Genomic DNA, 25,072 nt, shown 5'->3' with positions numbered 1-25,072 from the left:
ATGCATCGTTTCATCGTCGTAGGGGGAGGCGCGGGGGGGCTGGAGCTCGCGACGCGCCTTGGCGATCGCTATGGCAAGCGCAAGCGGAACAGGGAGCCGCGCGCGCTCGTCACGCTCATCGATCGTTATCCCACGCATATCTGGAAACCGCTTCTGCATGAGGTCGCGGCCGGCAGCATGGATCCCTTCACGCAGGAACTCGCCTACGCGGCGCAGGCGTGCTGGCACGGCTTCGAGTTCCAGCAGGGCGAGCTCGTCGGTCTTGACCGCGCGGCGAAACGCGTCGCGCTCGCCCCCGTGCTGGATGATGATGGCGCGGATCTGCTGCCGCTGCGCGAACTCGAGTACGACACGCTCGTCATTGCCATCGGCAGCTCCACGCATTTCTTCGGCGTGCAAGGCGCCGAGGAGCATTCGTTCGCGCTGGATACGGTCTGGCAGGCCGAGCGTTTCCGCAAGCGTCTCGTTGCCGCCTGCATGCGCGCCGAGCACCAGCACCAGGAGACCGTCGAGAGCGGGCCGGTTGTGTCGCCGCCAGGCGAACCGCGCCTCCAGGTGGCCATCGTCGGCGCCGGCGCGACGGGCGTCGAGCTCGCCGCCCAGCTACGCAACACGGCGCAGGTGCTTTCGGCGTACGGCCTGCACAAGCTCGATCCGAGTCGGGACATCGGCATCGTCGTGATCGAGTCGGGGCCGCGCATTCTGAGCGCGTTGCCGGAGCGTGTGTCTAGCGCAACCTCGGGACTGCTGGGAAAGCTCGATGTGAAGCTCATGACGGGCGAACGGGTGGCGGAGGTCGCGCCCGGTCTCGTGCGGACGGCGGGGGGCAAGACCGTGCGCGCCGATTTGACCGTCTGGGCGGCCGGAATCAAGGCGCCGGCCGTGCTCGCGAAGCTCGACGGGCTGCCCGTAACGACCCTCGGCCAACTGGCCGTGCGGCGTACGCTGCAGACGCACACCGATGACGATATCTTTGCGCTTGGCGACTGCGCGGCCTGTCCGTGCTCCGGTAACGAAGGCAATGACCGTAACGTGCCGCCGCGTGCCCAGGCCGCGCATCAGCAGGCGAGCTTTCTGGTGCGTGCGCTAGGCTACCGCCTGGACGGCCGACAACTGCCGGAGTTTACCTATCGCGATTCCGGTTCGCTCGTCTCGCTCGGCCATTTCAGTGCGGTCGGCAACCTGATGGGCGGGCTCGTCGGCGGCAGTATGCTCGTCGAAGGATTGCTCGCGCGTTTCATGTACATGTCGCTCTATCGGCTGCATATTGCCGGGTTGCACGGCTATCCGCGCATGGCGCTCGATACCGTCGCGCACTGGCTGAGGCGCGCCACGCTGCCGCGCGTCAAGCTTCATTAGTGTTCTGTGGCAACAGCATGTACCGATTAACGCACGTGACGTTGATCGGTGCAGAGGCTTGGCCCGGTCGCGGGTTGATGATGACGAGGTTCGGATTTGCATCCTCATTCTGCATCGCCCGGATCTCACGAGTGTACGGATTGACCTTCAGGCCGTCGTTGTGTCCCGCCACTTCGTAATTCTTCACGATGTTGCCGTCCAGCGAGTACCCAACGATCTCGCTCCTCGCGCCATTCGAGCCATCCGGTGCGCCGGTGTTTGCATAGCCAGTCCTCCGGAACCTGTCGCGAAGACGCTCAGGCTGAAGTCCGGTGTGACCTCTGGCTTCGCCGAACTCCCGACGCTCATTCACCAAATGATATTGAGATCGCTATAACGCGTGCATTGCATGTATGCCGGTGGAAACCGATACTGCTCTGCAGTGCTGTCTGACGCAGTAGTGGCCGATCCAACCTTAGGTCGTCAGGCGCGCCAAAGAGCCCTGATAGCAAAGACCCGCATCGATCGGATGCTGGCCCCGTCAGAAGAAGAGTTGTTCATCGACGCATAATTGCCACCTATATGTTCAACGGTCTAATCAATATCCAAATGCTGTCGCGTGGCGCCATACTGCTTTCGCCGACATTCATCGCGGGACTCGTGACAGGCGATCCAATGTGGTTTCGCGCTGAGATCGTCACGCTGTCCGTCTTCATTGCCGCGGAACGCTCGTGCCTTGCACCGGTTGGCGTGCTGCTGCATGCGCTCGCAATAGGGTTGGGCGTTCTGGTCATGACCCTGTCGCTTGGAAGGCCGGAGACGTTCGTGATGGCGTCCGTCCTGCTCGCCATCGTTTGCGCGGGCATCACTGCCGCGGGGTCCTCCATGCGCTGGACCGGCAGCTTCACTTTCATTCCTGTGCTCTATATTGCCTTTGCAACGGCGAACAATGCCAATGGACATCGATTAGGGCAACTCGGTCTGGAGGTGCTCCCGTATCTCCTTTGCTCAGCGATTCCCGTCATCCTCGCTTCGAGCGCTTCCCGGCTTTCGAAGCAGTTAGCGGGCGGATCGGCCGGCCGTGGTTGGCTCGCGCTTCGGCAGGTGACTGAAGCGCCGGCGCCTGGATGTTTCGAAGGGATTCTCGCCGCTGCCCTCGCTGTTGGCGTGGCGGCATCGCTTGTCGAATGGCAAGGCATTCACTACGGGCAATGGCTGGTTTGGTCGGCGGCCAGCGTTGTCACGGGCGATCTCGCGACGGCGCGCGCCAAATGGAACGACCGGATGATCGGTGCAATCGTCGGCGTTCCCGCAGGGATGCTGGTGGGAGTCTTCATGCCCCACGCGCCGGTGTTCTTCGATGTACTGACAGCCGCTACCGTGTTGACGCTCGTCGCTTTCGACCGGTATGTCATTGCGTTCGGTACGAGATGCGCGCTGCATGCGGTCGCGATCATTGTCGCGGGGCACGCCGTTTTCCTAGCCGACTACCGGGCGATAGACGTCGTCGCCGGTAGCGTAATCGGCATCGTCTTCGTCTTGGGGACCCATCTGATTGCCGGCTCGCTCAAAGGCAACCGCACCGAGGGCGGGCTCAGGCCCCGACGTATCGAGTGATATTCAACGGAACCCATCCTTTCATCAATTCTGGCGTTCCTGTAACGCGCACCTACGATTACAGCCGCGGTTGAAGACTTCTTATTCCTGGGGGAAAGCGTGCAAGACCTTGCTGAGGGAGAACGCTTCGGGGTGGACGCTGAATATCACGCCGCCTGATCTGTGTTTTGGTAGGTCGGGAGAAAGTGCTAACGTCGTGAGCCGCAAAAAGACTCCTGAGAGCCTCAGCTTCCAACCATTCTCATGGCCTTCATCGTCCTGGCAACCCAGGTATATTCATGACGCGCTTGAGGTTGTGGGCCAATACCGACGTATGCCTCCGGCAAACAACTGTGGGCACAAGTTCAAACGCTCGAAGAATGGATTTGATACCAACTTTTCTCCTATCCTGGCAAGCATGGACGGCGCTGCTGCGAAGCCTCGTTCGCCTAAAGTCTTGAACGGCCCTGCTCTATTCGGAAGCGATGCGTCCAAGCGGTGCGCAGTCCGTGAGTCGTGTTGCGCACACACTCATATTTGTCGGAGCGAATGATGTCGCGGACATATCTTACTCGCCAGCAGATTTTTGATCTGGCCGTCGTGCACCTTATCAGTCAGCGTCGCGCGTCACTGCTGCCGCGCGGTGGCGGCGCTTACCGCGGCCAATGCGGCGGCTGCCCGGTTGGTGCGCTCGTGCGCCTGAGCGACTACCGGACGTCGATGGAGGGGGTACCTGTGCGCTTCGTTCTAGCCGAAGCCACGCAGATTCCCGCCTACATGGACGCCGGCGTTGCCGCACTAAAGCGTGCACTGCTGCGAGCCAGGGTGAACATCTCTTGCCGCGAGACGGTCGAACTCCTGAGTTGCCTGCAGAACGTGCATGACATCTTTGGCATTTGGGAGTGGAACGACCGCTTGCATTCGATAGCAAGGCAGTTCGGACTGTCGGCGCAGAGCTTGCAGCGCGCTGCTTGATATCAGCGACTGCAAGGCCGGACAGGACGGCTCCATATCGAATGCACTGGCGGTGTCGGATGTAGACGCGTGTCGCCCACGAGTCGCCGCACTGTTATGGCACGCCTGAGATCTACACGATGCCGAGAAGCTCGCCGAGCGGCAAGTTCAACTGCCGAACGGTAACTTGGCTTCCTGTGCGGCTGCAAGCATCGACAGGGTGATCTTGCGCGCCTCCGGTTTACTTTGCATGATACGAGCGCGCAGCAACAGGCACGCCTCGGCAAGCTTTCCAGGATCAAAGATCTCATGCGTAGTAATCGACGGATCGACCGGCTGCGCGCCGAGCGGGAACGCCTCACTATCCGCAGCCTTCGCACAGAACAGCGGCACCGATATCAGGCCAACCTGCTCGAACTGACGCGCGATGCTTTCTTTACGTGGGACATGAGCGGGAAGGTCCTCTACTGGAACCGTGGCGCCGAAGCACTGAACGGCTTCGACCGGGCAGCGGCCATAGGCAAGGTCGTGCACACATTGCTCAACACGCAATTCGTCGTACCGCTCGAGCAGATCGTTGACCGGCTTCATCAGCACGATAGCTGGGAAGGCCAGTTCGCCAGGCGTCGCGCCGACGGCGCCCCGCGCATCGTGAGTTGCCGTCTCACTTTGCAGCGGGATGCGGCCGGGCGCGCTTCCATGGTCCTCGAGACCAACAATGACATCACCGAGCGCGTACGGCTCGAGGACGCGCTGGAGCAGGCGCGGTCCGACCTGGTTCGAATGAATCGGGTGCTCGTCCTGGGCGAGTTGACGGCGTCGATCGCGCATATGGCTTGCCCCCCCACGCGGTCAAGGGTTTCCCCCAAACACTTCTACTGCCGAATCCATCGTACGCAAGCCGCGGACACCCTATCCACGCCGCGCGGCCAAAATTGCAGCAGGCATCGTTCGCTGCGGCAAAAAACGATGTGCGCGGTTCAGAGAGTCGCCGCGTCGTGCACCACGCAGGCCAGGATCATCGCTTCCGCATTGATGGGCGTTGGGCGTGAGATCGGCTTGTAGACGGCGTCGCCGGGATTGATCGCTTGCCCGCTCATCGCGCAGAAGCCCGGCATGCGCGCGCGCGCCATGCGCCAGGCCTGGTCGCCGAAACAGCCGCGCGTCGCATCGCGCCAGGCAATCGTGGCCGTCGACGACGTCGGACGGTCGATCAGCGTCACTGCGGCGGTAAAGCATCCATCGGCACAGTGCGCCTTCTGACGGCGCTGCTCGGCCCCTTCCACAGCGGCCAACGGGCGCGAAGGCGTCCCCAGCAGACAGATGGTCTGCTCCCACGGATCCATCACGTTTGCGTTTGCCAGCATGTCGAAACTCCTTGCGAAAGCGATCGGGTTAGCATTGCTTCTGGACTTTGGGACGCGGCGAAGGGCAGCGCGCCGTTCTCCTCCCGCGACGGGCATGCTGGCGACTTATCCACCATTCACAGTCCGCGTCTCGTCAGTCGGTAACAGCGGCTGGCCGCGGCCTTCGTGATGCCAAGCATGCATCGGCCAGGCGCGAAGGTTGTTCTGCATCGTCTGCTGCGCGCCATTGCACGCGCCAGGTCGGGCCGTGCGGGCCGCGCCTGGCCGCGGGCATAGAGATATGGTCTGAAGCACTCTTGCAATGCGAACGACATACTTCTCTCCATATGTTGCAAGCCAGTCCGGTCTCTATGCTCAGCCGCTCGTGCGACTCTTCCGACGTCGATTCCAGCATACGGATGCCCGCAGGCGGCTGCAAAGCTGCGTTTGGACATTCACCTCATACCTGGGGCTATGCCGTGTCATACTTCCTAGCGTCTCGTTGCCTGGATCGGCCGCGACGCGTCCCGATCGGGCAAGCGAAGTGTCTGAACCTTTGGGCGCGCTCTTCAAGGAATTTGTTATGGCTACCGATAGGCATGCGCCGCCGTCCACGAGCGGAATCCCCGGCTCCACAGTTTTCGTTGTGGACGACGAAGAGTCCATGCGTCTGGCGTTGCGTGACTTGCTGGAATCAGTGGGGTATTGCGTCGAGCCGTTCGGTTCCGTCCGCGAATTCCTGGAGTTTCGCAAACCCGGCGGTCCTAGCTGTCTCATCCTCGATGTCAGGCTGAAAGGCGAGAGCGGGCTGGCCTTCCAGCAGGCGATGGCGCGCGAGGCATTACATATGCCGGTGCTTTTTATGACCGGTCACGGGGACATGGAAATGTCGGTGCGTGCAATGAAAGCCGGCGCGTTCCATTTTTTCCCGAAGCCTTTCCGCGACCAGGACATGCTCGACGCGATCTCCGAGGCAATATCGAAAGACGCGCAGCGCCTCGAAAAGGAACTCCGCCTGAATGTTCTACGCGAGGCCTATAAGTCGCTCACGCCGCGCGAGCGCGACATCCTGGCGCTAGTCGTCAGCGGAATGCTGAACAAGCAGATTGCCGTCCAGCTCAACGTAAGCGAAATCACCGTCAAGATCCATCGCGGTCAGTTGATGAAGAAGATGGGCGCGCACTCACTCGCGGACCTCGTGTTCAAGGCCGCCGCACTCGACATCGGCCCCCAGCAGGGACGTCCGCGCCCCTGAGCACTATCTGGAGACCGTGACCGAAGAGTTCGGCACAGCTCCGGCCTTGCGCGTCACCATTCAGATGCGGATATTGGCGAGCTCGCGCTTCAAGGCTACCGCGTCCACCGGTTTGTCGAGGAGCGCGACAGCCGGGCTCGCCTGCCCCCGCAAATGCAACCGTCGCTGGGGAACGCGCTCACAAAGATTGTCGGCGGCGCCGCGCCCAGCGCGACAAGACGATCGAGCAACTCCAGGCCCGACATCCCGGGCATGCGGATGTCGGAAATCAGAACTCCGTTCTGGGTGCGCAGGTGAGAGGTGCGCGCCGCCAGGTAGTCGGTCGCCAGCGGAAAAACCTGCGTCGAATAGCCAATCGACTACACAAGGCTTTCGATTGCGAGGCGCGACGATTCATCGTCGTCGATGATCCAGACCGTCCCAAAAGACGGGAGTCGGCAGATGCTGTCTGGATGGACTTCGTGAGGGCAAGCATCGACCTGTCCAATATACCGGCGTATGTTCCGCTATCCCTTCCGGAATGTATGGCCCGAAGCTTGGCACGACATTGCGGCTTGTGGTGCGCGCCATCGCTCGAAACGCTGCCCATGTCCGTTCGAGGTTGTAGCCGCCCTCTGCCGCGCGGGCCGCGTCGTCCTCAATCCCGAAACGCCACCGTTGCTGACCAACAAGCAGTCATGTCGTGGACATGCCATCGGGCCGTATGACGCCACCCCACGTCTGTAGCGACTGGGAAAGAACCCTGCACCTGCGGCACCTCTCCTCGAGCCCGCCGGTAGCGCGAGCGATACCGGCGTATAGCTGCGGCAAACAACGGTTGGCAGAAGTCGAAACATTCGGAGAATGGATTCGATACCAATCTTCGTCCTATCTTGGCAACCATAGGCGGTGCGGCTCGAACAGTGACGACTTCGAAGTTATGACAGGTCCCCCCGTCCCGTCTGTCGGAAGCAATGCGTCGCAAGCTGTTCACGCGTCGACAGCAATTCGCAAATTGCTTTCGAACGCGCATTCTCGTCTCAGCATGCCCGCGCGAAGGTTGAACCATGCTCAGCAAACATACAGGTCATCGCTTTTCTCCGCAGGCGGAACCGCACGCGAGTGCCTGCAGTCAGCCGACCGGGCGCGCGGTGATCGTTGCAGCGCTCGTCGTCTGCTGGTGGGCACTGATCGAGACAGCTCTGGACTTCGCAATGACAGACGGCGACACCGCGCTCGCCACGACGACAGGCACACGGTTGATCGTGACCGTGTCCGGGCTCGCGGTCGTACTCGAAGCACGAATCGCACGTCCCTTTTTCTGCTTTCTCTGCGCGATGAGCATACTGGCGGTCGCACCGACGATTGCCTTCCAGTTCAATGACTCGCTGCTCCAACCGGCCGTGTCTTTCATCGGCTGCGCAACAAAAGCGCTCTTTCTCACCTGCGCCTTTGTGTCCGCAGAGAGAAGCCATGGCCGCGGCCACCGCACCGGTAATCACGCGTGCCCACTATCCGTGCTGTCGCCGCGCATCCCAAGCGTAGACAACACTTTTCGCCAGACTTCATGCCAAGGTGACTGACATGGCCAACTCCTTACACCACTGGATCTACATCGGCTCAAACGCATATGACGAATATACGTTTGTCCCTTGGCTTAACCGCAACGTTTACCGGAGAACGGTCGACCTGTGTCGAGTCTGCATCCAGTAACCGCTTATCTGTTTCTCTCCGGCTGTCTGATCTCACTAGCTGCACATGGTTCGGAGATCGTCGTGCCGCATGTCAGGCCGCCTGTCTTTGCCATGTTGCGACGGAAACTGCTGTTCATCTGTTCAAGCAGTCCTCCACCCACCATGGATCGGTACCGCCGCGGCGCCAGGTCGCAGGCTGCAGAAGCAGCGATGGCTTCTTTGGCCGGTAGCCTGGAGTTTCCCGCTTGGCTTCATTGCGATCCTGGCAGGCTGGTTTACTGCTGAGGTTGGCCGGCAACCGTGGGCCGTATGGGACGTTCTGCGTACCACGAACGCATTGACGCCCGGCCTCTCCGCGCACTTCGCAGCTGCGACGCTGGCGCTTTATGTTGCGGTCTACGGGTTTATCTTCTGCTTCGGCATCTACTACATCCTTCGGATCGTGATGAGCGGTGTGACGACAGGTGAGGTGATTGGCTTCTGGAATGGAAACGCGATTTTTCAGATTATCAGTTCTGCGAAGCCGTTTCCAAAGCAGCGACTATCGCCTACCGTAACGCCTGGTGACCGTGCCGAAACTCATTGATGACGAGGGGAACAATCATGCTCGAATGGCTCTGGTTACTAGCATTCATCTTCGCGCTCGTCGCCTATGTGTTACTTGACGGCTTCGATCTAGGGGTCGGCGTTTTGAGCGGGTTCGCAAAAAAGCGGGCAATGAGAGACCAGATGCTCGCGTCCATCGCGCCGGTATGGGACGGCAATGGGACGTGGCTCGTTATTGCCGGCACGACACTATTCGGCGCGTTTCCAGCCGTGTATTCCATCATGCTACCGGCGCTGTATGGTCCATTGGCCGGCATGCTTACTGGCCTGATCATGCGCGGCGTGGCGATCGAGTTCAGTCACAAAGCAGAACGATCGCGATGGGTGTGGGATGTGATGCTGTTTGCGGGTTCGCTACTTGCGGCGTTCATGCAGGGCGTTTCTGTCGGAACATACGCTCAGGGTATTCCTGTTATGAACCTGCGATACACAGGCAATGGTTTGGAGTGGTGCGGTGCGTTCCCGTTGTGGTGCGGTGTGGCGCTCAGCCTTGGATATGCCACGCTCGGCGCGGGTTGGCTCGTGCTCAAGGGTGACCGCACGTTGCAGGAGTTCGGCCGCGCTGCGGCGCGTCGGCTCATGCCGCTTGTTATCGTCGCGGCCGCTTCGGTGGTCGTGCTGACGCTTGTAATGCACGGCGGTGTGCGCGCACGGTGGTTTGCTCACCCGGTGCTTTTCTTCTTGCCAGTACTCGCATTGCTGGCTTTCTGTGCGGCGGGTTGGGCTGCGCGGCACGGCTCACCGAAGCTTCCTTACCTCTACACAGCAGCAAGCTTCGTACTGCTGCTTCTCGCTTTGGCGGGGTCTTACCTGCCCTACATCATTCCTTTTCAAGTCACGTTGTCTGATGCCGCTGCGCCGCCGGCGTCGCAGATGTTCATGTTCTGGGGTACAGGGCTCTTCGTGCTCCCGCTCATCGTGCTGTGCACGTGTGTCGCGTATTCGGTGTTCCGGGGCGAGGTCTCGAAAGACCAGGCCTATCACTGACGTGCCCGCTCCCCACTGAACTTGTTCAAGGGCTGACCATGAAAGTCGCACTCTTCATTCCCTGTTTCATTGACGCGTTCTTTCCTGATGTGGGCATTGCGACACTGCAATTGCTGGAACGCCTCGGCTGCGACGTCGACTATCCACTGGATCAGACGTGCTGCGGGCAGCCGATGGGCAACAGCGGCTGCGAGAAGGAAGCCGTCGCCACCGAAAACCTCTTCGTGCGTAACTTCACCGGCTACGACTACATCGTCGCGCCCAGCGGCAGTTGCGTGCACCACGTGCGTGACCATTTGAGCGCGGCAGACCAGACGCCCGATGCGCTGGCAGTGCGGTCCAACACCTACGAACTGGTGGAGTTCCTGCACGACGTGCTGCAGGTACGAGAGTTCCCGTGGGCCGAATTTCCGCACAAGGTCGGTCTGCACAACAGTTGCGGCACGCTGCGTTCGCTGCGCACCGCGAAGATGTCAGAGATCGATGAGCCGTTTTTCTCGAAGCCATTGACCCTGCTCAGGGGTGTCAGGGGCATCGAGTTCATCCAGCCTGACCGTCCCGACGAGTGCTGCGGGTTCGGCGGCACGTTCTGCGTGTCGGAGGAGCCGGTGTCGGCGCGCATGGGCGCCGACAAGGTCCGCGATCACAAGCGCAATGGCGCCGAGTACATCGTGTCGGCCGATTCGTCGTGCCTCATGCACCAGAAAGGTTGCTCGGACCGTCTCGAGCTGGGCCTGAAGTTCATCCATATTGCGCAGATTCTCAATGGAGCACAAGCATGACACGTGTTGACCATGTCGGCTTTTCGGAGAAGTTCATCGCTGACGAAAAGCACATCCAGTTCCACGACAAACGCCTGTGGGAGCTGCGCACCGGACGCGACGCAGAGGTGCATGGCATCCCCGAGTGGGAGGAGTTGCGCTCGCTCGCCTCGGGGATCAAGGAGCATACGCTCACGCACCTCGCGGACTATCTGGAGCAGTTCGAGCGTAATGCGACGGCCAACGGCGTGACTGTGCACTGGGCCAAAGATGCCGAAGAGCACAACCGCATCGTCTACGAGATCCTGAGTCAGCGTCACGCGAGGCTGCTCGTCAAGAGCAAGTCGATGCTGACCGAAGAGTGCGAGATGCGCCCGTACCTTGAGGAGCGTGGCATCGCCGTCGTGGAAACGGATCTGGGTGAACAAATCCAGCAGTTCGATGACGAGCTTCCCTCGCATATCGTGGTCCCGGCCGTGCACAAGCTCGCCACAGACGTAGCGAAGATCTTCTCGGAGAAGATTGGCACCGACCCGAACGAGAGCAACATCCCTAAGCTTGCCGAAGCGCAGAGGAAAGCCACGCGTCCGCTTATCCTCAACGCCGATGCGGGCATGACCGGCTGCAACTTCGCGGTTGCGGAAACGGGCGGTATTACCGTCTGTACCAACGAGGGCACCGCGGACCTGAGCGCGAACGTGCCGCCGCTGCATATTGCGTCGATCGGCATCGAGAAGCTGATTCCGAAGCTCGAACATCTCGGCGTCTTTATCCGCATGCTCTCGCGCAACGCCATCGGCTCGCCGATCACCCAGTACACGTCGCACTTTCGCGGTCCACGCAAGGATAGCGAAATGCATTTCGTGCTGGTCGACAACGGCCGTTCAGAACGGCTCGGCATGGACGACTTCTGGTATTCGCTCAAGTGCATCCGCTGCGGAGCGTGCATGAACACATGCCCTGTCTACCGGCGCAGCAGCGGCCTGAGCTATGGCGGTGTCTATTCGGGTCCGATCGGCGCGATCATCAATCCGACTTTCAACCTGAATAAGTACAGCTCGTTGCCCTTTGCCTCGACGATGAACGGCAGCTGCACGAGCGTGTGCCCCGTCAGGATCAACATACACGAGCAGATCTACAAGTGGCGGCAGATCGTCGCCGAGCAGCACGAGCTTCCGTTCGTCAAGCAGGAGGCCATGAAGGTGGCCGGCCAGGTGCTGTCGCACCCGGCGCTGTACCGGGCGGCCGTCAAGACAGCCGGGACGGCCGTTTCCGTGTTGCCGCGCGCCGTGCTCTACAACCCGCTTAATGCGTGGGGCAGGCACCGTGAGGTGCCTGATGCGCCCAAGGAAACATTTCGCGATTGGTATCTCAAGAGGAGCAGTAAATGAGCAGCCGCAATATGATTTTGTCCCGTTTGCGCGAGGTCTCACCCGTGCCGCGCCGCTTGCCGGAGGTGCCGATGTTCGATAGCGCATTGCCACCGGTGGTGAAGAGCTTCCGCAAATCGCTCGACCGACTTGGCGGCGTCTGGTGCCTACTGCCGGAGGACACCAGCCTCGAGCAATTTGTCCGCTCGCGTTTCCGCGATGCCACGGTGTTCTGTTCAGCGACGCCCGAGTTCACGGGCACGCGTGACATCGCGTCGGTTGACGATCCCCGTGCGCTCAATGACGTGGATGTCGGGATCGTGCGCCCGGCGTTTGCTGTCGCCGAGACAGGGTCCATCTGGCTGAGCGAAGCGCAATACAACGTCAATGCACTCGGCTACCTGTCGCAGCATCTGATCGCGTTGCTGGATCCCGCGGATATCGTGGGCAATCTGCATCAGGCGTATCACCGCAAGGAGTTCTTCGAGGCCAACTACGCGGTGCTGATGAGCGGCCCGTCGGCGACCGCGGACATCGAGGGCGTACTGGTTCGCGGTGCGCAGGGTATCCGGTCGCTGACGGTCATACCGGTCGCGAGGCCGGGTACCGCGCGCTAGGGCCGGAGACCTCCATGAACGGTTTAGCCGCTAGCCGCAACGCGATGATACGGTTCCTGAGCCACGGACGGCATCGCCTGCCCTGTCCGATGCCTTCAAGGCCGGCCTCATCTGTGCCGCGCCCGCTGGGGGTTGCTGAGCCACCAGGGCCAGCAGGGCTCCTGCATTTGTTGGCCCACACAGGGCGCTGGCCCCGGTACAGGTTGCCGCTCGCGAGCGCGCGCGGCACATAATTAGGAGGCGCCTCGTATCAACCGCAGCAGGCCTTCACTTGACACTTGTGTGTCGTGCCTTATTTACAAATTGGAGCCAACGAACATGTTCTGGGAGAAGAAGCTGGCGCAATGGGTGGAAGATGTAAAAACCAAGGCGAATTTGCCAGCACGCCTTGTGCTTTAGGATGGTCAGCAACATGACTTCGGGCAGTTTGCCGCGCCCCAGGTCACGTTGCACGTGAAGAGCGCGACGGACTGACTCAGGGCGTGAAGCGGTCATCCAGATTTCTACAAAGCAGCCCGTCAAGTCTGCGATCCGAGGATCGCCTTCGGCGGATAGCTCGCTAGCACGACAGAAGTGGTCACGGGCCCGAATCTGGCAAACGCGTCGATTGCGGTTTCGAGCTGGGCCATCTCTTCAACCACAATCCGAACGATGAAGCAGTCTTCACCAGTGATCCGGTGCGCCTCGACGATCTCAGGCATTGCTTCGAAGGCGCTCAGGCAATGCTTAATCTCAGCATGGGTGGTGCGGATTCGCACGATCGCCGCGATGCCCCGACCGACGAGGCCGGGATTTATCCGCGCCGCGTAGCCCTCGATGACTCCCCGCTCCTCGAGCCTTCTGATGCGGGCGGTGACAGCCGGCTGAGAAAGCCCGATCTGCTTCCCAAGTTCCGTGTTGGTGACACGTGCATTGCGCTGAAGCACCTCCAAGATCCGCCAGTCGAGCCTGTCCAACGTTACCGGCTTAGTTTTCATTTGTAAGCACCCTCAAGCTCAGTCAATTCGTTTGTGTATGACCATCAATCCATTTGATTTGCGATGTTGCCTGAATTCGCGAGCTTTTACACTGGATGCTCATTCACTCATGGAGATCTGGCAGATGGACTACCCCGTTCTTGTTGTTCCTGGCATCGGCAACTCCAGTCCATTGCACTGGCAGAGCGTATGGCAAGCCGCGCATCCGGATTGGCAACGCCTCGCAGTCGAGGATTGGGATTACGTCGTGTGCGATGAGTGGGTAGCGGCGATAGAACGGCAGCTAGCGGCAAACGGGAGGGAGACTGTCATAGTGGCGCACAGCCTCGGATGTCTGGCCGTGGTCCATTGGGCTGCCAGGTACGCGCGGAAGATTCGTGGCGCGCTGCTTGTGGCCGTGCCGGACCCGGCATCACCGGCATTTCCCCGGGTAGCCGCGGGCGGATTCGCGCCCCTGCCATCGGAGCAGTTGCCGTTTCCGACGACCGTCGTATCCAGCACCAACGATCCATACGGCAGCGTGGACCACGCACGCGCCTGCGCAGCTGCGTGGGGCAGCGAACTCGTCGAAGTTAGAGCGAAGGGACATCTCAACGCCGACAGCAACCTTGGCAATTGGCCCGAAGGGTTTCGATTGCTGGAGAAGATGAACAACGGTTGATCCGGTGTTCAACCGCCGGCGTGCCTATTCCAGCATGCGAAGTCGGATCGCTCACGGGTCGCAGCCGCCGACGGTGGAATAGTTCTTCACTGAGCGGCAATGGAAACACCCATCCAGTTTCGGGATGGCGCCGCTGATTGACGACGGCGCGCCAGAAAATGGCTTATTTAGTTTTGGACGTTTTTACCGTAGTCTTCCCAGTACCGAAGCGGATCGCGATATTGTGGATAGTGTAAGTTGAGCCACGCCGACAGTCTGGCCCAGTCGGGATGGTTGGTACCGGTTTGGGCAGACCATATTGACGATCTTTCAAGAACCAGACCGTTCAAGCGATCACGGACAACCAGGCTGCCCAGTCCGCTTGAACTGTTCGTCTGTGATTCAACCAGATACCGCGGCAGAATCCTGAGCTCCGCGTCCTCCGCCCACCCGTATACCGCGCGAACTACGCCGGTGGAATCTCGCAACTCCGTGGGTCCACTTCCCTGCCGAACGGCTGTCCAACCCTCAGGAAACTCAGCGACAACCTCGTTTTTTCCTTCCCTTACCCACTTCGCGTGCCATGCTTTCGCCATCGCCTCGCGTACGTGAGACACCGACTCGTAGCCAGTAGGCAGCTCGATCGCCATCGGAAGAGTAATGAGGTTGTCCTTCCAGAGTTTGGTTTCGTTGTCGACGCGCTCGACTGCGTCGAACGCCCCGGCTTCGAATGGGTTCTCGGGCCGGCCGCTTACTTTCACGTTCCCGCTGGGCAGGCCTTCGAAAAGGCGCTCAGCATCGTGGCGGGTGAGTTTTGTCTTTCCTTTCTTCATGGTCTCACTACAGCAAGGTTGTCTCACTAACATGGAGGCTCTGACGTCCAAAGTCGGGCGCCACGTCCTCTCGCGTGCGCGAACATGCGCGCGATTCTATTCTGCGCCATTTGCCTGTTACCGGCTCGCGGGGTGGCAATGGCGCGGCTTATGCTTGTTCACGCCGCCGGACATCAGATGAATCGAGCAACGCAAGTCAGAGGATGAGCGGACAGGCGATTATCGACTTCTCGCTAACGCTCATTCTATGAGAGCGGCTAACGAAGGATATGGCAGAATCCGGGCAACTGAAAGCCCAAATACGACCCACAGCGGCCTTTCATTCGTCGTCTATTCAATGGCCGTTGTTCGAGCAGAACCAGCCGTCTAATCTTGCGCGAAGAGATGCCTCGGTGCACTGTGTTCCACATCACCGCGAAACTAGTGCACCTCTTGCCAGCGGAAAATGGGGTGCGTGGCGCCCGTCGGCATGGCCCACGCGCCATTCGGTCCGAAGTCCCATCCGACAAAGCTGGCCGGCTGGCTCATCTGGGCCGTAGTCAGCCCGTTTGACGCTGGCAAATTGCCACCGCTCGACGTTTGCCGTGTCGTTTCGACGTTCCAGTAAACGTCGTCGCCAAGGCCGGAACAGCCCCAACAAATTCCGCCGACAAATATTGGCGTCGTGGCCGTTACGGCGCCCGACGCAAACGACTGGGTGATGGAGCCGCTATTGTCGACTACCAACCCCCCCGCGACGCTGTGAGAATAATACCCAGTGACAGAGCCTGTTGCATACGACTGGTCGATCCTCCCATAGTTGTTGTCAACCAGTCCGGCACCCTCGCCACCAGTCGCGACTGCCGCGCTGCTTCCCGAGCGGGCGATGAGCCCGTAATTCGCACCGACGAGCCCCGCAAGCGCTGCGCCAAGGCAACCCATGCAGGTGTTCTCGCCTGAAGTGAAGGTGTTGACGACAGTGCCGTAGTTATCGATCGCCAGGATTCCGATTCCGTAGTAGAACCCTGTGTCCGCCTCGCCCGTGTGAGCGTTGACTCTCATGTCGCGCACGACACCGCCCCGCCCGATATCACCGAACAGAGCATCGAGGTTGGGCGAGAGATTGGAAACCGTATGCCACATGCCGTCGAATTGACCGGTGAACGGTGTCGCAACCGCGTACTGGAGCGTTCCCAGCGTGGTGAATGCAAAGTTGCTCGCGTCTAAATCCTTGCCGAGCGCGTAGTTGCCGCCCATGTTGTTCGCGACGTTCTGCAGGTCTGTCGCCGAATTGACGAGCTGATAGCCGGTTATCTGCGTGACGAGTCCGCTGTAGAGCGGCGCTTGCCAGGTCGCATTGCTGACGAGCGTGCCGGGGCTGAAACTGCCATTCATATCGTAGAGCGCGCTGACGATGCCCGTGCTCTTCGACCAGTCGACCGTGCCGCCGTTGATGACGCTGCCGCCGTTGTCGATGCCCGACGCGTCGGCACGCAAGGTCAGATTGCCCGCACCGCTGTTGGCTATCGTCATGCCCGACGCCACCGAGACGCTGTGATACGCGGCGAGCGTGAGCGAAGCCGGACCGCTCCAGCCCAGGCTCGACGCGACGCCAAGGTCGCCCGTCGCGCCGTTGGCGCCCGTCGTCTCGACGTCCACCGAGGTGCCCGCGTTCAGGCTGCGCTGCAACGTATGCGCGGCGGAGTCGTCGATCGTGAAGTCGGGCGTCGACAGATTCCACTGCCCCGCGTGGACCGCTGCGTGCCTGCCGAAAGTGAGTTGCGCCGCTTGCGTATCGACGGTTCCGCCGCTGCCGTCCGCGTTGTTTGCGGTGATCGTGCCGTACTGTTCGACACGGCCGCTGTCGGCGACCAGCCACACATGGCCGTCGCGGCTGGCCGTGCCCGTCGCGCGGATGCGCGTGCCGCTGCCTGCGAGCGCATACACGTTGCCGTCAGCAGCCTGCAGACTGATCTGCGCGGCGGTTATCCGCCCCTTGTTGACGACCGTGCCCTGACTGCCTGTCTGCACAAACACCTGCCTGCTGCCGGCCGAGTCCTGCAGCAGTACCTGCTCGCCCACGGCCAGTTCCGCCGTGCCGTTGGGCGCTGCGACGGTGCCTGCGTTGATGACGTCGTGTCGCGCAATCAGGAATACATCGCCGCCGCCCGAACTGATCTTGCCGAGATTGATCACGGCTGCGTTCGAGTTGCCTGACAGCGTGAGCGAGCCGCCGCCCTGTATGAACGCGTCGTTGCAGATGTCCAGCGTCGACGCGACGAAACGTCCGCCGGTGGTAATAACGCCCGATGGCCCGACGACGATGCCCTGCGGATTGATCACATAGACGCTGCCCGTCGCACCGAGCCTGCCGACGATGGCAGAGGGCGAACCGCCCGTCACCCGGTTCAGCGTCGCGCCCGAGCCGTTGTCGAACGTCACGCTGTTGGTTTTGCCAATCGAAAAGCTGTTCCAGTCGATCACGCCGCGCGTCGAACCTGGTTGTGTGATCACGAGGCTGTTGCCCGCGCCCGCTATCGTGCCCGTGCCGGCGACGTAACGGCCGCCCTGCGGAAGGCTGCCCGCCGCGAACGCCACGGGTGTCAGGGACAGCCCAGTCAGCGAAATGCCAATGGCGAGCCAGATGCGTCGGTTTGACTGTTGACGATGGGGTGCGCATCGCGCGGACCGAGGTTGTGCTGGACGTGACATACAGCCCCCTTTCCGCATGCATGCGGAACGGCCACCAACGACCCGCATAGCCGACCGGAGACGCGTGAGTGGCGGCGTCTGAAGAATAGCCAGTTGGCGTCGCGCATGCGTGCCCATATCTCAGCGCTTCGCGCCTTCCTATCGGACTTTTGTGCCACCTCGCTTGGTCAGAACGCGGTAACCACAAGGGAAACAAGGGAAGGTCCAAACCAAGGCTGTAGACATACCGAACCCGAAGAAGGCGGACCAAGAAGATCAGTTGTGTTCCGGTGGCCAATGGCCGCTGGCGGCTGCAGAACCGACGTCTAAATGTCTGGTCAACAGCAGCGGCGAATGACAGTTCCTGGCCGGGTCCTGCCCGATGCGGTCGGCGGGAGTCGACCGGATATAGCCTTTCAACATTCACGTTAGCGGCCTGTCATGACCGAATGGTGCTGGGAAGCCTCAATACGAGATTTCGAAATGTGATTTCCGCTGAACCATATGTGCGAGTTCGAAGGTCGAGTCGTTCAGACGATTTTCGTGAAACCGTCGGCGCTCCAGCGTTCGCTCCCTACGCCGTGATGAACGAAGAACAAACCATCGGGATCATACTGATCCTTAATGGCGAGCAGCCTGCTGTAATTTGAGCCCCAGAAGGACCGCTGCCAGTCCGCGTCGAAAAAATTGCTTTCCGCCACGTAGGAACCGGCGTCTGGAACCAGCTTGCGCACCTCGGCCATTGCACGTCCGATGGCCTGCCGGTCCCGGCGCGCCAGCGCGGTGTCGGGCTCGTGGCCCTGAATGCCCGGATACGCGGGCGGCCCCTCCGCCCCGGCGATAAGCAACGCGAAGGCGTCCAGCGCGGCCGGGTTCGTGGCTGTGTTTCTCGCGGCAGCGACAGCCTCCGCCGGTGCACCCGCCAAGCCCTTGTTGACGTGCAGCGACACGCTCCATTGACGGGTCGCCGCAAACAGCGTGTCGGCCAGGGTTTGACGCCGGACATCTTGCAGCAAGGCCGCGGGGAGCCACGCGGACTCGTAGCCGTGTAGCACTTGTCCCGCCTCTCCGCGATTACCCGACCAAAAGATATTGTCGTCGGGTGCGCCCGGCCGGTCGTCGGTGCTGATGAAGCCGAGGAGCTTCTTGAACAGGGTTGGAGCCCAGAAACTGCGGGCCGAGATGGCGACAATCTTCAGTGGCGAGAACTCGACCTTGAAATCGTCCGGGGACGCGGCAAGCGTATCCATGAACGGCTCCCAGATCGCTTGCGCTTCACTGCGACTGAGCCCCTGGAACACCATCGAGATAGTGAGGACGTTGTCGCGGCGAAATCTGATCTGTTCGCCCCAGTGCGGGTTCATCAGGTTCTGATTATAGAAGTCGATGATCACGCCAATCAGCCGGCGAAACGCAGACGTCGATGTCGCCTTGATCGTCATGTTCACCGCGCCGAAAGTCTCGGGCAATTCGTGAACCCGCAGCGTCAGCCGGGTGACCACGCCCAGGCTCCCGCCGCCGCCGCCTTTCAGCGCCCAGAATAGATCGGGATTCGTGCAGGCATTGGCGATCCGGACCGCGCCATCTGCCGTCACAACTTCCGCTTCGAGCAGGCTTCCCGCGGCCAGTCCGTAGGCCTTGGAAAAGCTGCCGAACCCGCCGCTTTGGATCAGGCCAGCCACGCCGACCGTCATGCAGCCGCCACCTTGCACGTAACCGCCCGCCTTGGTAGTGACCGCATCGTAGACGTGCGCCCAGAGCGCGCCGGCACCGGCCGTGACCGCCCTCACCGGTGCCGCATGTCCCTCGCATCCTGTGCCGACAAACGCGTCCTGCACGGTGATGTTGTTCATTTTTCGCGTCCAGACCAGCAGAGAGTCCGGCGCATTCGATGTGCCTTGATAGCTGTGGCCGCCGCCCTTCACCACGAGGCGGAGATTGTTCCGACGTGCGAAGTTAACGGCGACGACGACGTCATCCGTGTTGCGGGCAGCCACCGCGTAGACGCTGGGTGTCGATGTCCACGCGTCAACCCAGCCGAGGGTTTGCGTTAGGCCCACCTCGTCGCCGAGAAAATAGGGGTTCTTGAGCTCCCTGAATAGTTGCCTGCAGTCGTCACTATCGGGCGCGTTCAGGCAAGCCACCAGGGGCGATTGCACTTTCACCAGTGCATTGCCGACCTGCTGGCTGAGTTCGTTCCAATGCGCCTCGGACGGCCAGCCTGGATCGCCCGGACGCACGCGAGTGAACGCTCCGGATACCGCCGCTTGCGCCGAAGCGAGCATCTGTTTCCGGGCACCATGCAAAAATGTGATTCCGACCGCAGATTGCAAAATACGTCGTCTTTTCGAGGACGTGGTTTTGTTTGAAGGTTTCATCGGCATGCGTGAAATCTCAATATGGTTGCAACCCGGATGACTGAGAAACTGGCAGAACTCTTCGAATAACGGGGTGACCGGAAGACGTGCATCAAGCGTTCGAAGTCCGCCAACCGTGCACCGCAAATCGTTAGCCCCCAGCCCACCGCCGGACAGATTTTCAACGACTTAGCCTTCGGGGTCGATTGGCCGAAACCTGTCCCACGACGACGCGCTGAGCTCGACCCGCAAGAGGTTAAGGCAACTTGGAAAAAGGCAACGACGTGCGCGGCGAGGCGACGTATGTCATCGCTGGCTCGTGTGTTGGGGGGTGTGCGCGTAATCAATGGTACGTCGTCGTAGACGACTGCAGCTTCGTCAGCACGCCGCGTTTGAACTGGAACCAGCCTTGCGAGCTTTGCATCACGACTTCATCGCCTTGCCAGAACACGCGCTTGACCGTCATGCGCTTACCCGAGCGTTGCACAAGCGGCGGATGGTGGCGAAAGTCGTACAGCACCGGGCCGGAATCAGTCTGCACGAGCGTGCGCGTGACGCTGTCATTTGCATTGCCTACGTCGTCGAAATGCGTGAGCATGCTCGCGCTAAAGCGATCGAAAATTTCCTTGTCGAGCATCCCCACGAAATCGCCGTCGACGCGCACGAATTGCAAGTTACCCGAGGGCGTGACGAGCGGGCCGGACGCGTTGCTTTGCGCATGAACGCAAGTCACGAAAGAGGTGGCTGCGAGCCCAGCGAGGAACAGTCGTCTCATGTTTTCCTTTTAGATTCAGCGGCGTCTCCGACGACGGAGCACGACCCGCAATCTTTCCTTGGGAACATTGTCGTCAATTTTGGCCGAGACGTCGAAGGTCTTTAACTGGCCGACCTCTGCCAGATGACGCCACGGGCCTGAATTCGCGAGCTGCGTCTCGCGCGGAAGGCCGAGGCCGACCGCTTGAGACACTCGTGACTGACAGCAATAGGGAATCGAAAATGGTGCAATGAGGTTGTTCCGGCAAATTCATCTTCCGTAGAAACGCCTTGTACCGCAGATGGATTTCAGATTTTTACCAGCGGATGTTATTCATCGACTAACTCGCTTAGAGTCCGTGATCCAGCGTCTCGCGGTAGGCAATTCAGCAAGCGAGAACAAGCGGACATCGCCATGAAAAAAGGGTTTTAGCATACCAACCATAACCCATAGCCATGCGAGATCCGTAACCACTGCGATGTGGCTGAAATCGTGCCAGTGCCTCAGCCCGAACGCGCCGTCATCCCAAAGCGCTCCAACCTCAAATCCCGTGAACTCTTTCCCGACGACATAGAGCATCTTGATCGGCCCCTTGCCCATCATCGCCTCAGCCTTGGGTATGAGTGTACTTTTGTAGTCGTCGTGCGTAACCTTGCCCGTGGCTTCGATCGCGAGCACATCTTGCGGTAACCCATCGATGAATTTGAACATCGCCGTCCCCCATTGGTTCTCCGCAGTGCAATTCGGTGCCTGCGGCCGCGATGATGCGTTCCTATTGTAGGCTCATGAGCGACCGCTTCGGGTAACAGTTCTCGCAGGGTCAGTGACCGCTCATGGCCGGCCGACAAGAGGCGCACACGAATGCGCAGCCGGCAACCTGCGTCCACCGCTTAGCGTGCTTTATTGTCGGAATTATGAAGCCGCCCCTTCATGCGCGGCCGGGGTGCCGGAGCCGGTTCGGCATCAGCCGACCGTTCCAGCAGGCTCGCGATGTCGTGATCGATGGCCGAAAGGATGCGTTGCTTGGGGTGCCCGTCGAGATTCGGTTTTTTTCGCCCCGACGGCATGCCGTGTCCCGCCCCACCCGGGAAGGGACGCACGAGTCCCGATTGGATTGAAGGTTAGAATCCCGCGCGTGTGCGCCGCGCGCTCGAATAATTACCTGTGGGCACACACCGGAACGAGCGCATGGCAATCGTCAAGGGCACGCCCGGGTTCGCCGAGCGCCGGGTCGCGGACTTCGACTACAGCATGTTCAGGAAGGCGACATAACCGCCGTGCCGTTTCGGACTAGAATCCTCTGAGGAGGAGTCAGTGATGTCAGCTCTCAAGCGCATCGATCCGGGCCATTCCGCCTATCAGGCCGCGCTGAACAGGACGACCCGCTACCCTGCGGAGCACGTCACATTGACGGCTAGCTCAAGGAAGAGGCTGCGCCCCTGTGTGCCGCATCGAAAGGTCGGGCGCGGCAAGGTCGGCATCGGCGGCAAGTAGGCATCCGCAACCCTTGTATGGCGTCGGGCTTTAGAAGGTGGCTTGACGTGAATTGGCTGTCCGGCGCGAGCACGGATGAGACGTGGTTCGTGACCGACAATCTTGCGATATAGGTAGCCTGCCCCGCATTCGGTGATACTGGTCACAGCTGGGCAGGTACCTGCCAGCGGAGGCGGGACAGGTCGTCCAGAAGCGGCGTTTCGAATGTCGCTGATCGACCCACTACGGACATAGAAACCGGCGCCACCTGTACGGCGCTTCCTTGGCAGAGGCGACGCCAGGATGTCAGCGTCTTGGCGCGAGTCATTGGCCCGACATTCTGGGCGGTCAAAGCACCCGCGTACGCGGTCCATCGTAGCGCCGGTCGTGATCGGCTATTCCAGTCATCGTTCAGGACATCGAGCGGGTGGTGCTGAAGGCCGGATGAGGCGCCGCACACGAGAAAAGCGCGCGGCCGTCCTCACAGCGCCGGGGGCGGGCCAAAGAAACCGACGATATGGGCAATGCGTCCCGTGGTGTCGAGTTCGCCGAAATCGCGCCCGTCGACGGCAACGGTTCCGTCGGGCAACATCATCTGCCAGGTGAAATGAATCTTGCCATGGTGCTGGTCGGCCCTGCTGGTGCGAACGAGTCTTGCGCCCGCATAGGCCCGATGGAAGCCGGCGATATGGGTATGGAGCGCTGCGCGGCCTGGCGGAACGGCACTCGTCGGATCCTCGTAGACGCCGCTATCGCCCCAGGATTTCTCCAGCAAAGCGGTGCGCGCCACCTCGTCCTTCTCGTTCCATGCGGCGCAATACGCGCTCACGATTTCGTCGAGCGTCATTGTTGCCTCCGGTGAAAGTATGCCAGCCGCTCGCGCGGCCACTTGTCTTGCTGCAGGCCGCGCCGTTGCGCCGCACGTGCGGACGATTCTGCTTCCGTTCTTGCCGCTTGCGCAAGCGGCACCAGAGGTGGCGCCAGGGCTTGCAGCCGTAGGTGGGCAAGAGAATGCTCAACCTGGATCTGCGAAGCGTTGGTTACGTCCAACGTCAGCGCCGTCACGCGTGGGTCAGTATTTGGAAGTGCGCCCCGAGTGCCCGCAAAAACTCTTTTCGCTCCTCTATTGAGAGCTTCTTTGACAAGGGCCTCACCGACGCCGCGGTTGGCGCCGGTGATCAAGGCTGTCTTCTCCGCGATATTCATAACGTTCTCCCTTTAGTTGGTTGTCGTGCGCTCTTGGGACATCCATGCTAGTCGGGCAACGGAATGGCGGAGGCGAACACGCCGTCGGGATCGAAACGGCGCTTCAAGGATCTCAGCCGGGCACCGTTGCTGCCGTAGGCATCCCGAACCTGTTCTCGATCACGTGGTACCAGAAAATTGGCGTAGCCGCCTGGCAACGCAAAACGGGCGAGGCCTTCCCAAAGCTCCTGCGCCCATTGCCGGTGCTCCGCGCCGTTACCCGCGTCGGGCTTCCAACCGGCGATGATCTCCACCATAAAATGTTCCCGGCGCAAGCCGAAAGCCATCTCCTCTGCAGCGATACGCGTGGCCGCGCCGTGGGCGTGGTGCCAGTTGACCATAGAATAGGGCGACGTCTTGCGGGCGACCGCCGTGATGATCGCATCGACGGCACCGGGCGTGAGCACGGGCAGTGAGCGCGTCCGGGTCTCCCAATGGCAGCCGTCTGCCGCATCCACCGCCGCGTCGAACAAGGCAAGCATGTCGCCGTAGGTCGTCGGCCCGACCTGGGCAAGCTGAGGTGTACCAAGGGCTTGCAAGTCACGTATGATCTGCTCGCCCCTGTGCTTGTCGCCATTCCACAGCGGCAACAACAATAGCGTGGGCTGGCCATCCGGGCCGGACGGCATTCCCATAGATACACCGAGTTCGTCAGGCATGGTGGCCGCAAAGGCCGCGTAGCGGCGCAGCACCGATTCGGCCTCGCTCCAGGAATACACAATTGGCCCCGCGAGCATGTGACGCATCTCGTGCAGACGGAACCGCAGAGACGTAACCACGCCGAAGTTGCCGCCGCCGCCCCGGATCGCCCAGAACAACTCCGGCTCCTCATCGGGACCGGTGGCCACGAGCCGCCCATCCGCAAGCACCACCTCAGCGCCAAGCAGGTTGTCCGCTGCCAAACCGTATCGACCGTTAAGAGGGCCATAGCCACCACCCAGGGCCAAGCCGGCTACGCCGACTGCACCGCAGTTGCCCAATGCCGCGACTAAGCCGTGGGAGCCGGCGGCCACGGCCAGGTCCTTGGTCGTGGCGCCCCCTGCGACTGTCGCGACTCGCGAGTGCGGGTCCACGACTACTTGCCTCATCCTGGCGAGGTCAATGACGAGTCCATCCGGGCACAAGGCACGGCCTGCCCAGTCGTGCCCGCCGCCGCGCACCGAGAGCGGCAGGCCATTGCGACGCGCGACACGCACGGCCGCCTCGACGTCCGCGGACGTCTCACACACTGCAAATAACGCAGGCTGGTTCTCCACTGCTCCGTTCCATATCCGCCGCGTGCGAGCATAGTCATCGTCGCCGCGCAACACGACTCTTCCCTGCATCATGGCGCGCAGTTCACGCGCCGCGGTCAGCTCCGAAGCAGTATGTGTGGTCGCTACACTCATCAATTACTCCTCGTATGATTTCGCGTTACGATTGATTCGCGAATTTGGGGTACCTACCGGACGCCGATAATCATCGAATCCGGGCCGAGCAGCGGCTCGACCCGAACCTCCCGAAATCCAGCGTCGACAGCGTTCCGGATGGGCTGGTCTTCACGACGGGGAGTTTTCTCTACCAATCGAACCCGTCCATTGGCGGCCTGCAATCTCGAAGTGCATGTGAGTTGACCGGTCA

Annotated in this window: 25 protein-coding genes and 1 pseudogene; 14 read left to right on the top strand and 12 right to left on the bottom strand. The window is 61.0% G+C overall.

Features of this window, described 5'->3' with window-relative positions; genetic code table 11:
* Positions 1-1,359, top strand: coding sequence for an NAD(P)/FAD-dependent oxidoreductase (locus tag OKW29_RS09170; protein WP_429290819.1), 1,359 nt, complete (start codon positions 1-3; stop codon positions 1,357-1,359).
* Here OKW29_RS09170 and OKW29_RS09165 read toward each other — a convergent pair.
* Complete coding sequence (locus OKW29_RS09165; protein WP_429290818.1) at positions 1,346-1,546, bottom strand: hypothetical protein; 201 nt, start codon at positions 1,544-1,546, stop codon at positions 1,346-1,348. The two genes, OKW29_RS09170 and OKW29_RS09165, sit on opposite strands and share 14 nt — an antisense overlap.
* A 374-nt stretch (positions 1,547-1,920) precedes the next feature.
* Between OKW29_RS09165 and OKW29_RS09160 the strand changes: the two genes are divergently transcribed.
* The 3 genes from OKW29_RS09160 to OKW29_RS09150 all read left to right on the top strand — a co-directional run bounded on the left by OKW29_RS09160 (position 1,921) and on the right by OKW29_RS09150 (position 4,953).
* On the top strand, positions 1,921-2,955 hold the full coding sequence (locus OKW29_RS09160) for an FUSC family protein (protein WP_429290817.1): 1,035 nt from the start codon (positions 1,921-1,923) through the stop codon (positions 2,953-2,955).
* Between the two features lie 528 nt (positions 2,956-3,483).
* Positions 3,484-3,909: a hypothetical protein gene (locus OKW29_RS09155; protein WP_429290816.1), complete on the top strand. Its 426-nt coding sequence runs from the start codon at positions 3,484-3,486 to the stop codon at positions 3,907-3,909.
* Positions 3,910-4,197: 288 nt separating this feature from the next.
* A complete protein-coding gene (locus OKW29_RS09150; protein WP_429292468.1) occupies positions 4,198-4,953 on the top strand; it encodes a PAS domain S-box protein in 756 nt (251 codons plus the stop codon).
* Here the strand turns inward: OKW29_RS09150 and OKW29_RS09145 are convergent.
* Positions 4,869-5,255: a DUF3331 domain-containing protein gene (locus OKW29_RS09145; protein ID WP_429290815.1), complete on the bottom strand. Its 387-nt coding sequence runs from the start codon at positions 5,253-5,255 to the stop codon at positions 4,869-4,871. The genes OKW29_RS09150 and OKW29_RS09145 overlap by 85 nt on opposite strands.
* Before the next feature lie 562 nt (positions 5,256-5,817).
* On the opposite strand from OKW29_RS09145, the gene OKW29_RS09140 reads away from it, so the two are divergent.
* Entirely contained in the window at positions 5,818-6,489 is a 672-nt protein-coding gene (locus tag OKW29_RS09140; RefSeq protein WP_429292467.1) for a response regulator transcription factor, read from the top strand.
* Positions 6,490-6,584: 95 nt separating this feature from the next.
* Here OKW29_RS09140 and OKW29_RS09135 read toward each other — a convergent pair whose 3' ends face one another.
* Positions 6,585-6,758: a hypothetical protein gene (locus OKW29_RS09135; protein ID WP_429292466.1), complete on the bottom strand. Its 174-nt coding sequence runs from the start codon at positions 6,756-6,758 to the stop codon at positions 6,585-6,587.
* A gap of 777 nt (positions 6,759-7,535) precedes the next feature.
* On the opposite strand from OKW29_RS09135, the gene OKW29_RS09130 reads away from it, so the two are divergent.
* The 7 genes and pseudogenes from OKW29_RS09130 to OKW29_RS09100 form a co-directional block, all read left to right on the top strand.
* Positions 7,536-8,051: a hypothetical protein gene (locus OKW29_RS09130; RefSeq protein WP_429290814.1), complete on the top strand. Its 516-nt coding sequence runs from the start codon at positions 7,536-7,538 to the stop codon at positions 8,049-8,051.
* 175 nt (positions 8,052-8,226) lie between these two features.
* Positions 8,227-8,748, top strand: a complete 522-nt coding sequence (locus OKW29_RS09125) for a cytochrome ubiquinol oxidase subunit I (protein ID WP_429290813.1) — start codon at positions 8,227-8,229, stop codon at positions 8,746-8,748.
* A gap of 17 nt (positions 8,749-8,765) precedes the next feature.
* Positions 8,766-9,755 (top strand): cytochrome d ubiquinol oxidase subunit II, encoded by a 990-nt coding sequence (gene cydB / locus OKW29_RS09120; protein ID WP_429290812.1) that lies wholly within the window; start codon positions 8,766-8,768, stop codon positions 9,753-9,755.
* Between the two features lie 38 nt (positions 9,756-9,793).
* Positions 9,794-10,537 (top strand): (Fe-S)-binding protein, encoded by a 744-nt coding sequence (locus OKW29_RS09115; RefSeq protein WP_429290811.1) that lies wholly within the window; start codon positions 9,794-9,796, stop codon positions 10,535-10,537.
* The gene (locus OKW29_RS09110; protein ID WP_429290810.1) at positions 10,534-11,907 is read left to right on the top strand and encodes a lactate utilization protein B; all 1,374 of its coding nucleotides are present in this window, start codon (positions 10,534-10,536) and stop codon (positions 11,905-11,907) included. The genes OKW29_RS09115 and OKW29_RS09110 overlap by 4 nt, the downstream gene beginning before the upstream one ends.
* A complete protein-coding gene (locus tag OKW29_RS09105) occupies positions 11,904-12,503 on the top strand; it encodes a LutC/YkgG family protein (RefSeq protein ID WP_429290809.1) in 600 nt (199 codons plus the stop codon). Before OKW29_RS09110 ends, OKW29_RS09105 begins: the two co-directional genes overlap by 4 nt.
* 318 nt (positions 12,504-12,821) lie before the next feature.
* Positions 12,822-12,971: pseudogene (locus tag OKW29_RS09100) on the top strand (SAM-dependent methyltransferase); the annotation flags it as partial.
* Positions 12,972-13,021: 50 nt separating this feature from the next.
* On the opposite strand, the gene OKW29_RS09095 reads toward OKW29_RS09100, so the two are convergent.
* Positions 13,022-13,480 (bottom strand): Lrp/AsnC family transcriptional regulator, encoded by a 459-nt coding sequence (locus tag OKW29_RS09095; RefSeq protein ID WP_187631826.1) that lies wholly within the window; start codon positions 13,478-13,480, stop codon positions 13,022-13,024.
* A gap of 124 nt (positions 13,481-13,604) precedes the next feature.
* On the opposite strand from OKW29_RS09095, the gene OKW29_RS09090 reads away from it, so the two are divergent.
* Positions 13,605-14,141: an RBBP9/YdeN family alpha/beta hydrolase gene (locus OKW29_RS09090; RefSeq protein ID WP_429290808.1), complete on the top strand. Its 537-nt coding sequence runs from the start codon at positions 13,605-13,607 to the stop codon at positions 14,139-14,141.
* A 167-nt stretch (positions 14,142-14,308) separates the two neighbouring features.
* Here the strand turns inward: OKW29_RS09090 and OKW29_RS09085 are convergent, their stop codons facing one another.
* The 5 genes from OKW29_RS09085 to OKW29_RS09065 all read right to left on the bottom strand — a co-directional run bounded on the left by OKW29_RS09085 (position 14,309) and on the right by OKW29_RS09065 (position 21,445).
* A complete protein-coding gene (locus OKW29_RS09085) occupies positions 14,309-14,953 on the bottom strand; it encodes a hypothetical protein (RefSeq protein ID WP_184062635.1) in 645 nt (214 codons plus the stop codon).
* 420 nt (positions 14,954-15,373) lie between these two features.
* Positions 15,374-17,644 (bottom strand): filamentous hemagglutinin N-terminal domain-containing protein, encoded by a 2,271-nt coding sequence (locus OKW29_RS09080; RefSeq protein ID WP_429290807.1) that lies wholly within the window; start codon positions 17,642-17,644, stop codon positions 15,374-15,376.
* Between the two features lie 509 nt (positions 17,645-18,153).
* On the bottom strand, positions 18,154-20,007 hold the full coding sequence (locus OKW29_RS09075) for an FAD-binding protein (protein ID WP_429290806.1): 1,854 nt from the start codon (positions 20,005-20,007) through the stop codon (positions 18,154-18,156).
* Positions 20,008-20,323: 316 nt separating this feature from the next.
* Positions 20,324-20,755, bottom strand: a complete 432-nt coding sequence (locus OKW29_RS09070; RefSeq protein WP_090807180.1) for a hypothetical protein — start codon at positions 20,753-20,755, stop codon at positions 20,324-20,326.
* A 312-nt stretch (positions 20,756-21,067) separates the two neighbouring features.
* Positions 21,068-21,445, bottom strand: a complete 378-nt coding sequence (locus tag OKW29_RS09065) for an STAS/SEC14 domain-containing protein (RefSeq protein ID WP_429290805.1) — start codon at positions 21,443-21,445, stop codon at positions 21,068-21,070.
* Between the two features lie 606 nt (positions 21,446-22,051).
* On the opposite strand from OKW29_RS09065, the gene OKW29_RS09060 reads away from it, so the two are divergent.
* Positions 22,052-22,228 (top strand): hypothetical protein, encoded by a 177-nt coding sequence (locus OKW29_RS09060; protein WP_167368717.1) that lies wholly within the window; start codon positions 22,052-22,054, stop codon positions 22,226-22,228.
* Positions 22,229-22,688: 460 nt separating this feature from the next.
* Here OKW29_RS09060 and OKW29_RS09055 read toward each other — a convergent pair whose 3' ends face one another.
* From OKW29_RS09055 to OKW29_RS09045, 3 genes are read right to left on the bottom strand one after another with little or no spacing between them, the layout of a single operon-like run.
* Positions 22,689-23,054, bottom strand: a complete 366-nt coding sequence (locus tag OKW29_RS09055; protein ID WP_429290804.1) for a nuclear transport factor 2 family protein — start codon at positions 23,052-23,054, stop codon at positions 22,689-22,691.
* Positions 23,051-23,413 carry a hypothetical protein gene (locus OKW29_RS09050; RefSeq protein ID WP_429290803.1) on the bottom strand — a complete coding sequence of 121 codons (363 nt, stop codon included), beginning with the start codon at positions 23,411-23,413 and terminating at the stop codon, positions 23,051-23,053. The genes OKW29_RS09055 and OKW29_RS09050 overlap by 4 nt, the downstream gene beginning before the upstream one ends.
* Before the next feature lie 47 nt (positions 23,414-23,460).
* Positions 23,461-24,840, bottom strand: a complete 1,380-nt coding sequence (locus OKW29_RS09045; protein ID WP_221307582.1) for an FAD-binding oxidoreductase — start codon at positions 24,838-24,840, stop codon at positions 23,461-23,463.
* Between the last annotated feature and the right edge of the window lie 232 nt (positions 24,841-25,072).

It is taken from the genome of Paraburkholderia sp. CI3, assembly GCF_050436505.1.
Taxonomy (GTDB): Bacteria; Pseudomonadota; Gammaproteobacteria; order Burkholderiales; family Burkholderiaceae; genus Paraburkholderia; species Paraburkholderia tuberum.
The sequence above is the reverse complement of the archived record's forward strand: the minus strand, read 5'-3'. Positions and strand labels throughout refer to the sequence as shown.

Coding starts and splice junctions, on each gene's coding strand:
- OKW29_RS09170 (WP_429290819.1), top strand. CDS start 1: ATGCATCGTTTCATCGTCGTAGGGGGAGGCGCGGGGGGGCTGGAGCTC.
- OKW29_RS09160 (WP_429290817.1), top strand. CDS start 1,921: ATGTTCAACGGTCTAATCAATATCCAAATGCTGTCGCGTGGCGCCATA.
- OKW29_RS09155 (WP_429290816.1), top strand. CDS start 3,484: ATGATGTCGCGGACATATCTTACTCGCCAGCAGATTTTTGATCTGGCC.
- OKW29_RS09150 (WP_429292468.1), top strand. CDS start 4,198: ATGCGTAGTAATCGACGGATCGACCGGCTGCGCGCCGAGCGGGAACGC.
- OKW29_RS09145 (WP_429290815.1), bottom strand. CDS start 5,255: ATGCTGGCAAACGCAAACGTGATGGATCCGTGGGAGCAGACCATCTGT.
- OKW29_RS09140 (WP_429292467.1), top strand. CDS start 5,818: ATGGCTACCGATAGGCATGCGCCGCCGTCCACGAGCGGAATCCCCGGC.
- OKW29_RS09130 (WP_429290814.1), top strand. CDS start 7,536: ATGCTCAGCAAACATACAGGTCATCGCTTTTCTCCGCAGGCGGAACCG.
- OKW29_RS09125 (WP_429290813.1), top strand. CDS start 8,227: ATGGTTCGGAGATCGTCGTGCCGCATGTCAGGCCGCCTGTCTTTGCCA.
- cydB (WP_429290812.1), top strand. CDS start 8,766: ATGCTCGAATGGCTCTGGTTACTAGCATTCATCTTCGCGCTCGTCGCC.
- OKW29_RS09115 (WP_429290811.1), top strand. CDS start 9,794: ATGAAAGTCGCACTCTTCATTCCCTGTTTCATTGACGCGTTCTTTCCT.
- OKW29_RS09110 (WP_429290810.1), top strand. CDS start 10,534: ATGACACGTGTTGACCATGTCGGCTTTTCGGAGAAGTTCATCGCTGAC.
- OKW29_RS09105 (WP_429290809.1), top strand. CDS start 11,904: ATGAGCAGCCGCAATATGATTTTGTCCCGTTTGCGCGAGGTCTCACCC.
- OKW29_RS09095 (WP_187631826.1), bottom strand. CDS start 13,480: ATGAAAACTAAGCCGGTAACGTTGGACAGGCTCGACTGGCGGATCTTG.
- OKW29_RS09090 (WP_429290808.1), top strand. CDS start 13,605: ATGGACTACCCCGTTCTTGTTGTTCCTGGCATCGGCAACTCCAGTCCA.
- OKW29_RS09085 (WP_184062635.1), bottom strand. CDS start 14,953: ATGAAGAAAGGAAAGACAAAACTCACCCGCCACGATGCTGAGCGCCTT.
- OKW29_RS09080 (WP_429290807.1), bottom strand. CDS start 17,644: ATGTCACGTCCAGCACAACCTCGGTCCGCGCGATGCGCACCCCATCGT.
- OKW29_RS09075 (WP_429290806.1), bottom strand. CDS start 20,007: ATGCCGATGAAACCTTCAAACAAAACCACGTCCTCGAAAAGACGACGT.
- OKW29_RS09070 (WP_090807180.1), bottom strand. CDS start 20,755: ATGAGACGACTGTTCCTCGCTGGGCTCGCAGCCACCTCTTTCGTGACT.
- OKW29_RS09065 (WP_429290805.1), bottom strand. CDS start 21,445: ATGTTCAAATTCATCGATGGGTTACCGCAAGATGTGCTCGCGATCGAA.
- OKW29_RS09060 (WP_167368717.1), top strand. CDS start 22,052: ATGTCAGCTCTCAAGCGCATCGATCCGGGCCATTCCGCCTATCAGGCC.
- OKW29_RS09055 (WP_429290804.1), bottom strand. CDS start 23,054: ATGACGCTCGACGAAATCGTGAGCGCGTATTGCGCCGCATGGAACGAG.
- OKW29_RS09050 (WP_429290803.1), bottom strand. CDS start 23,413: ATGAATATCGCGGAGAAGACAGCCTTGATCACCGGCGCCAACCGCGGC.
- OKW29_RS09045 (WP_221307582.1), bottom strand. CDS start 24,840: ATGAGTGTAGCGACCACACATACTGCTTCGGAGCTGACCGCGGCGCGT.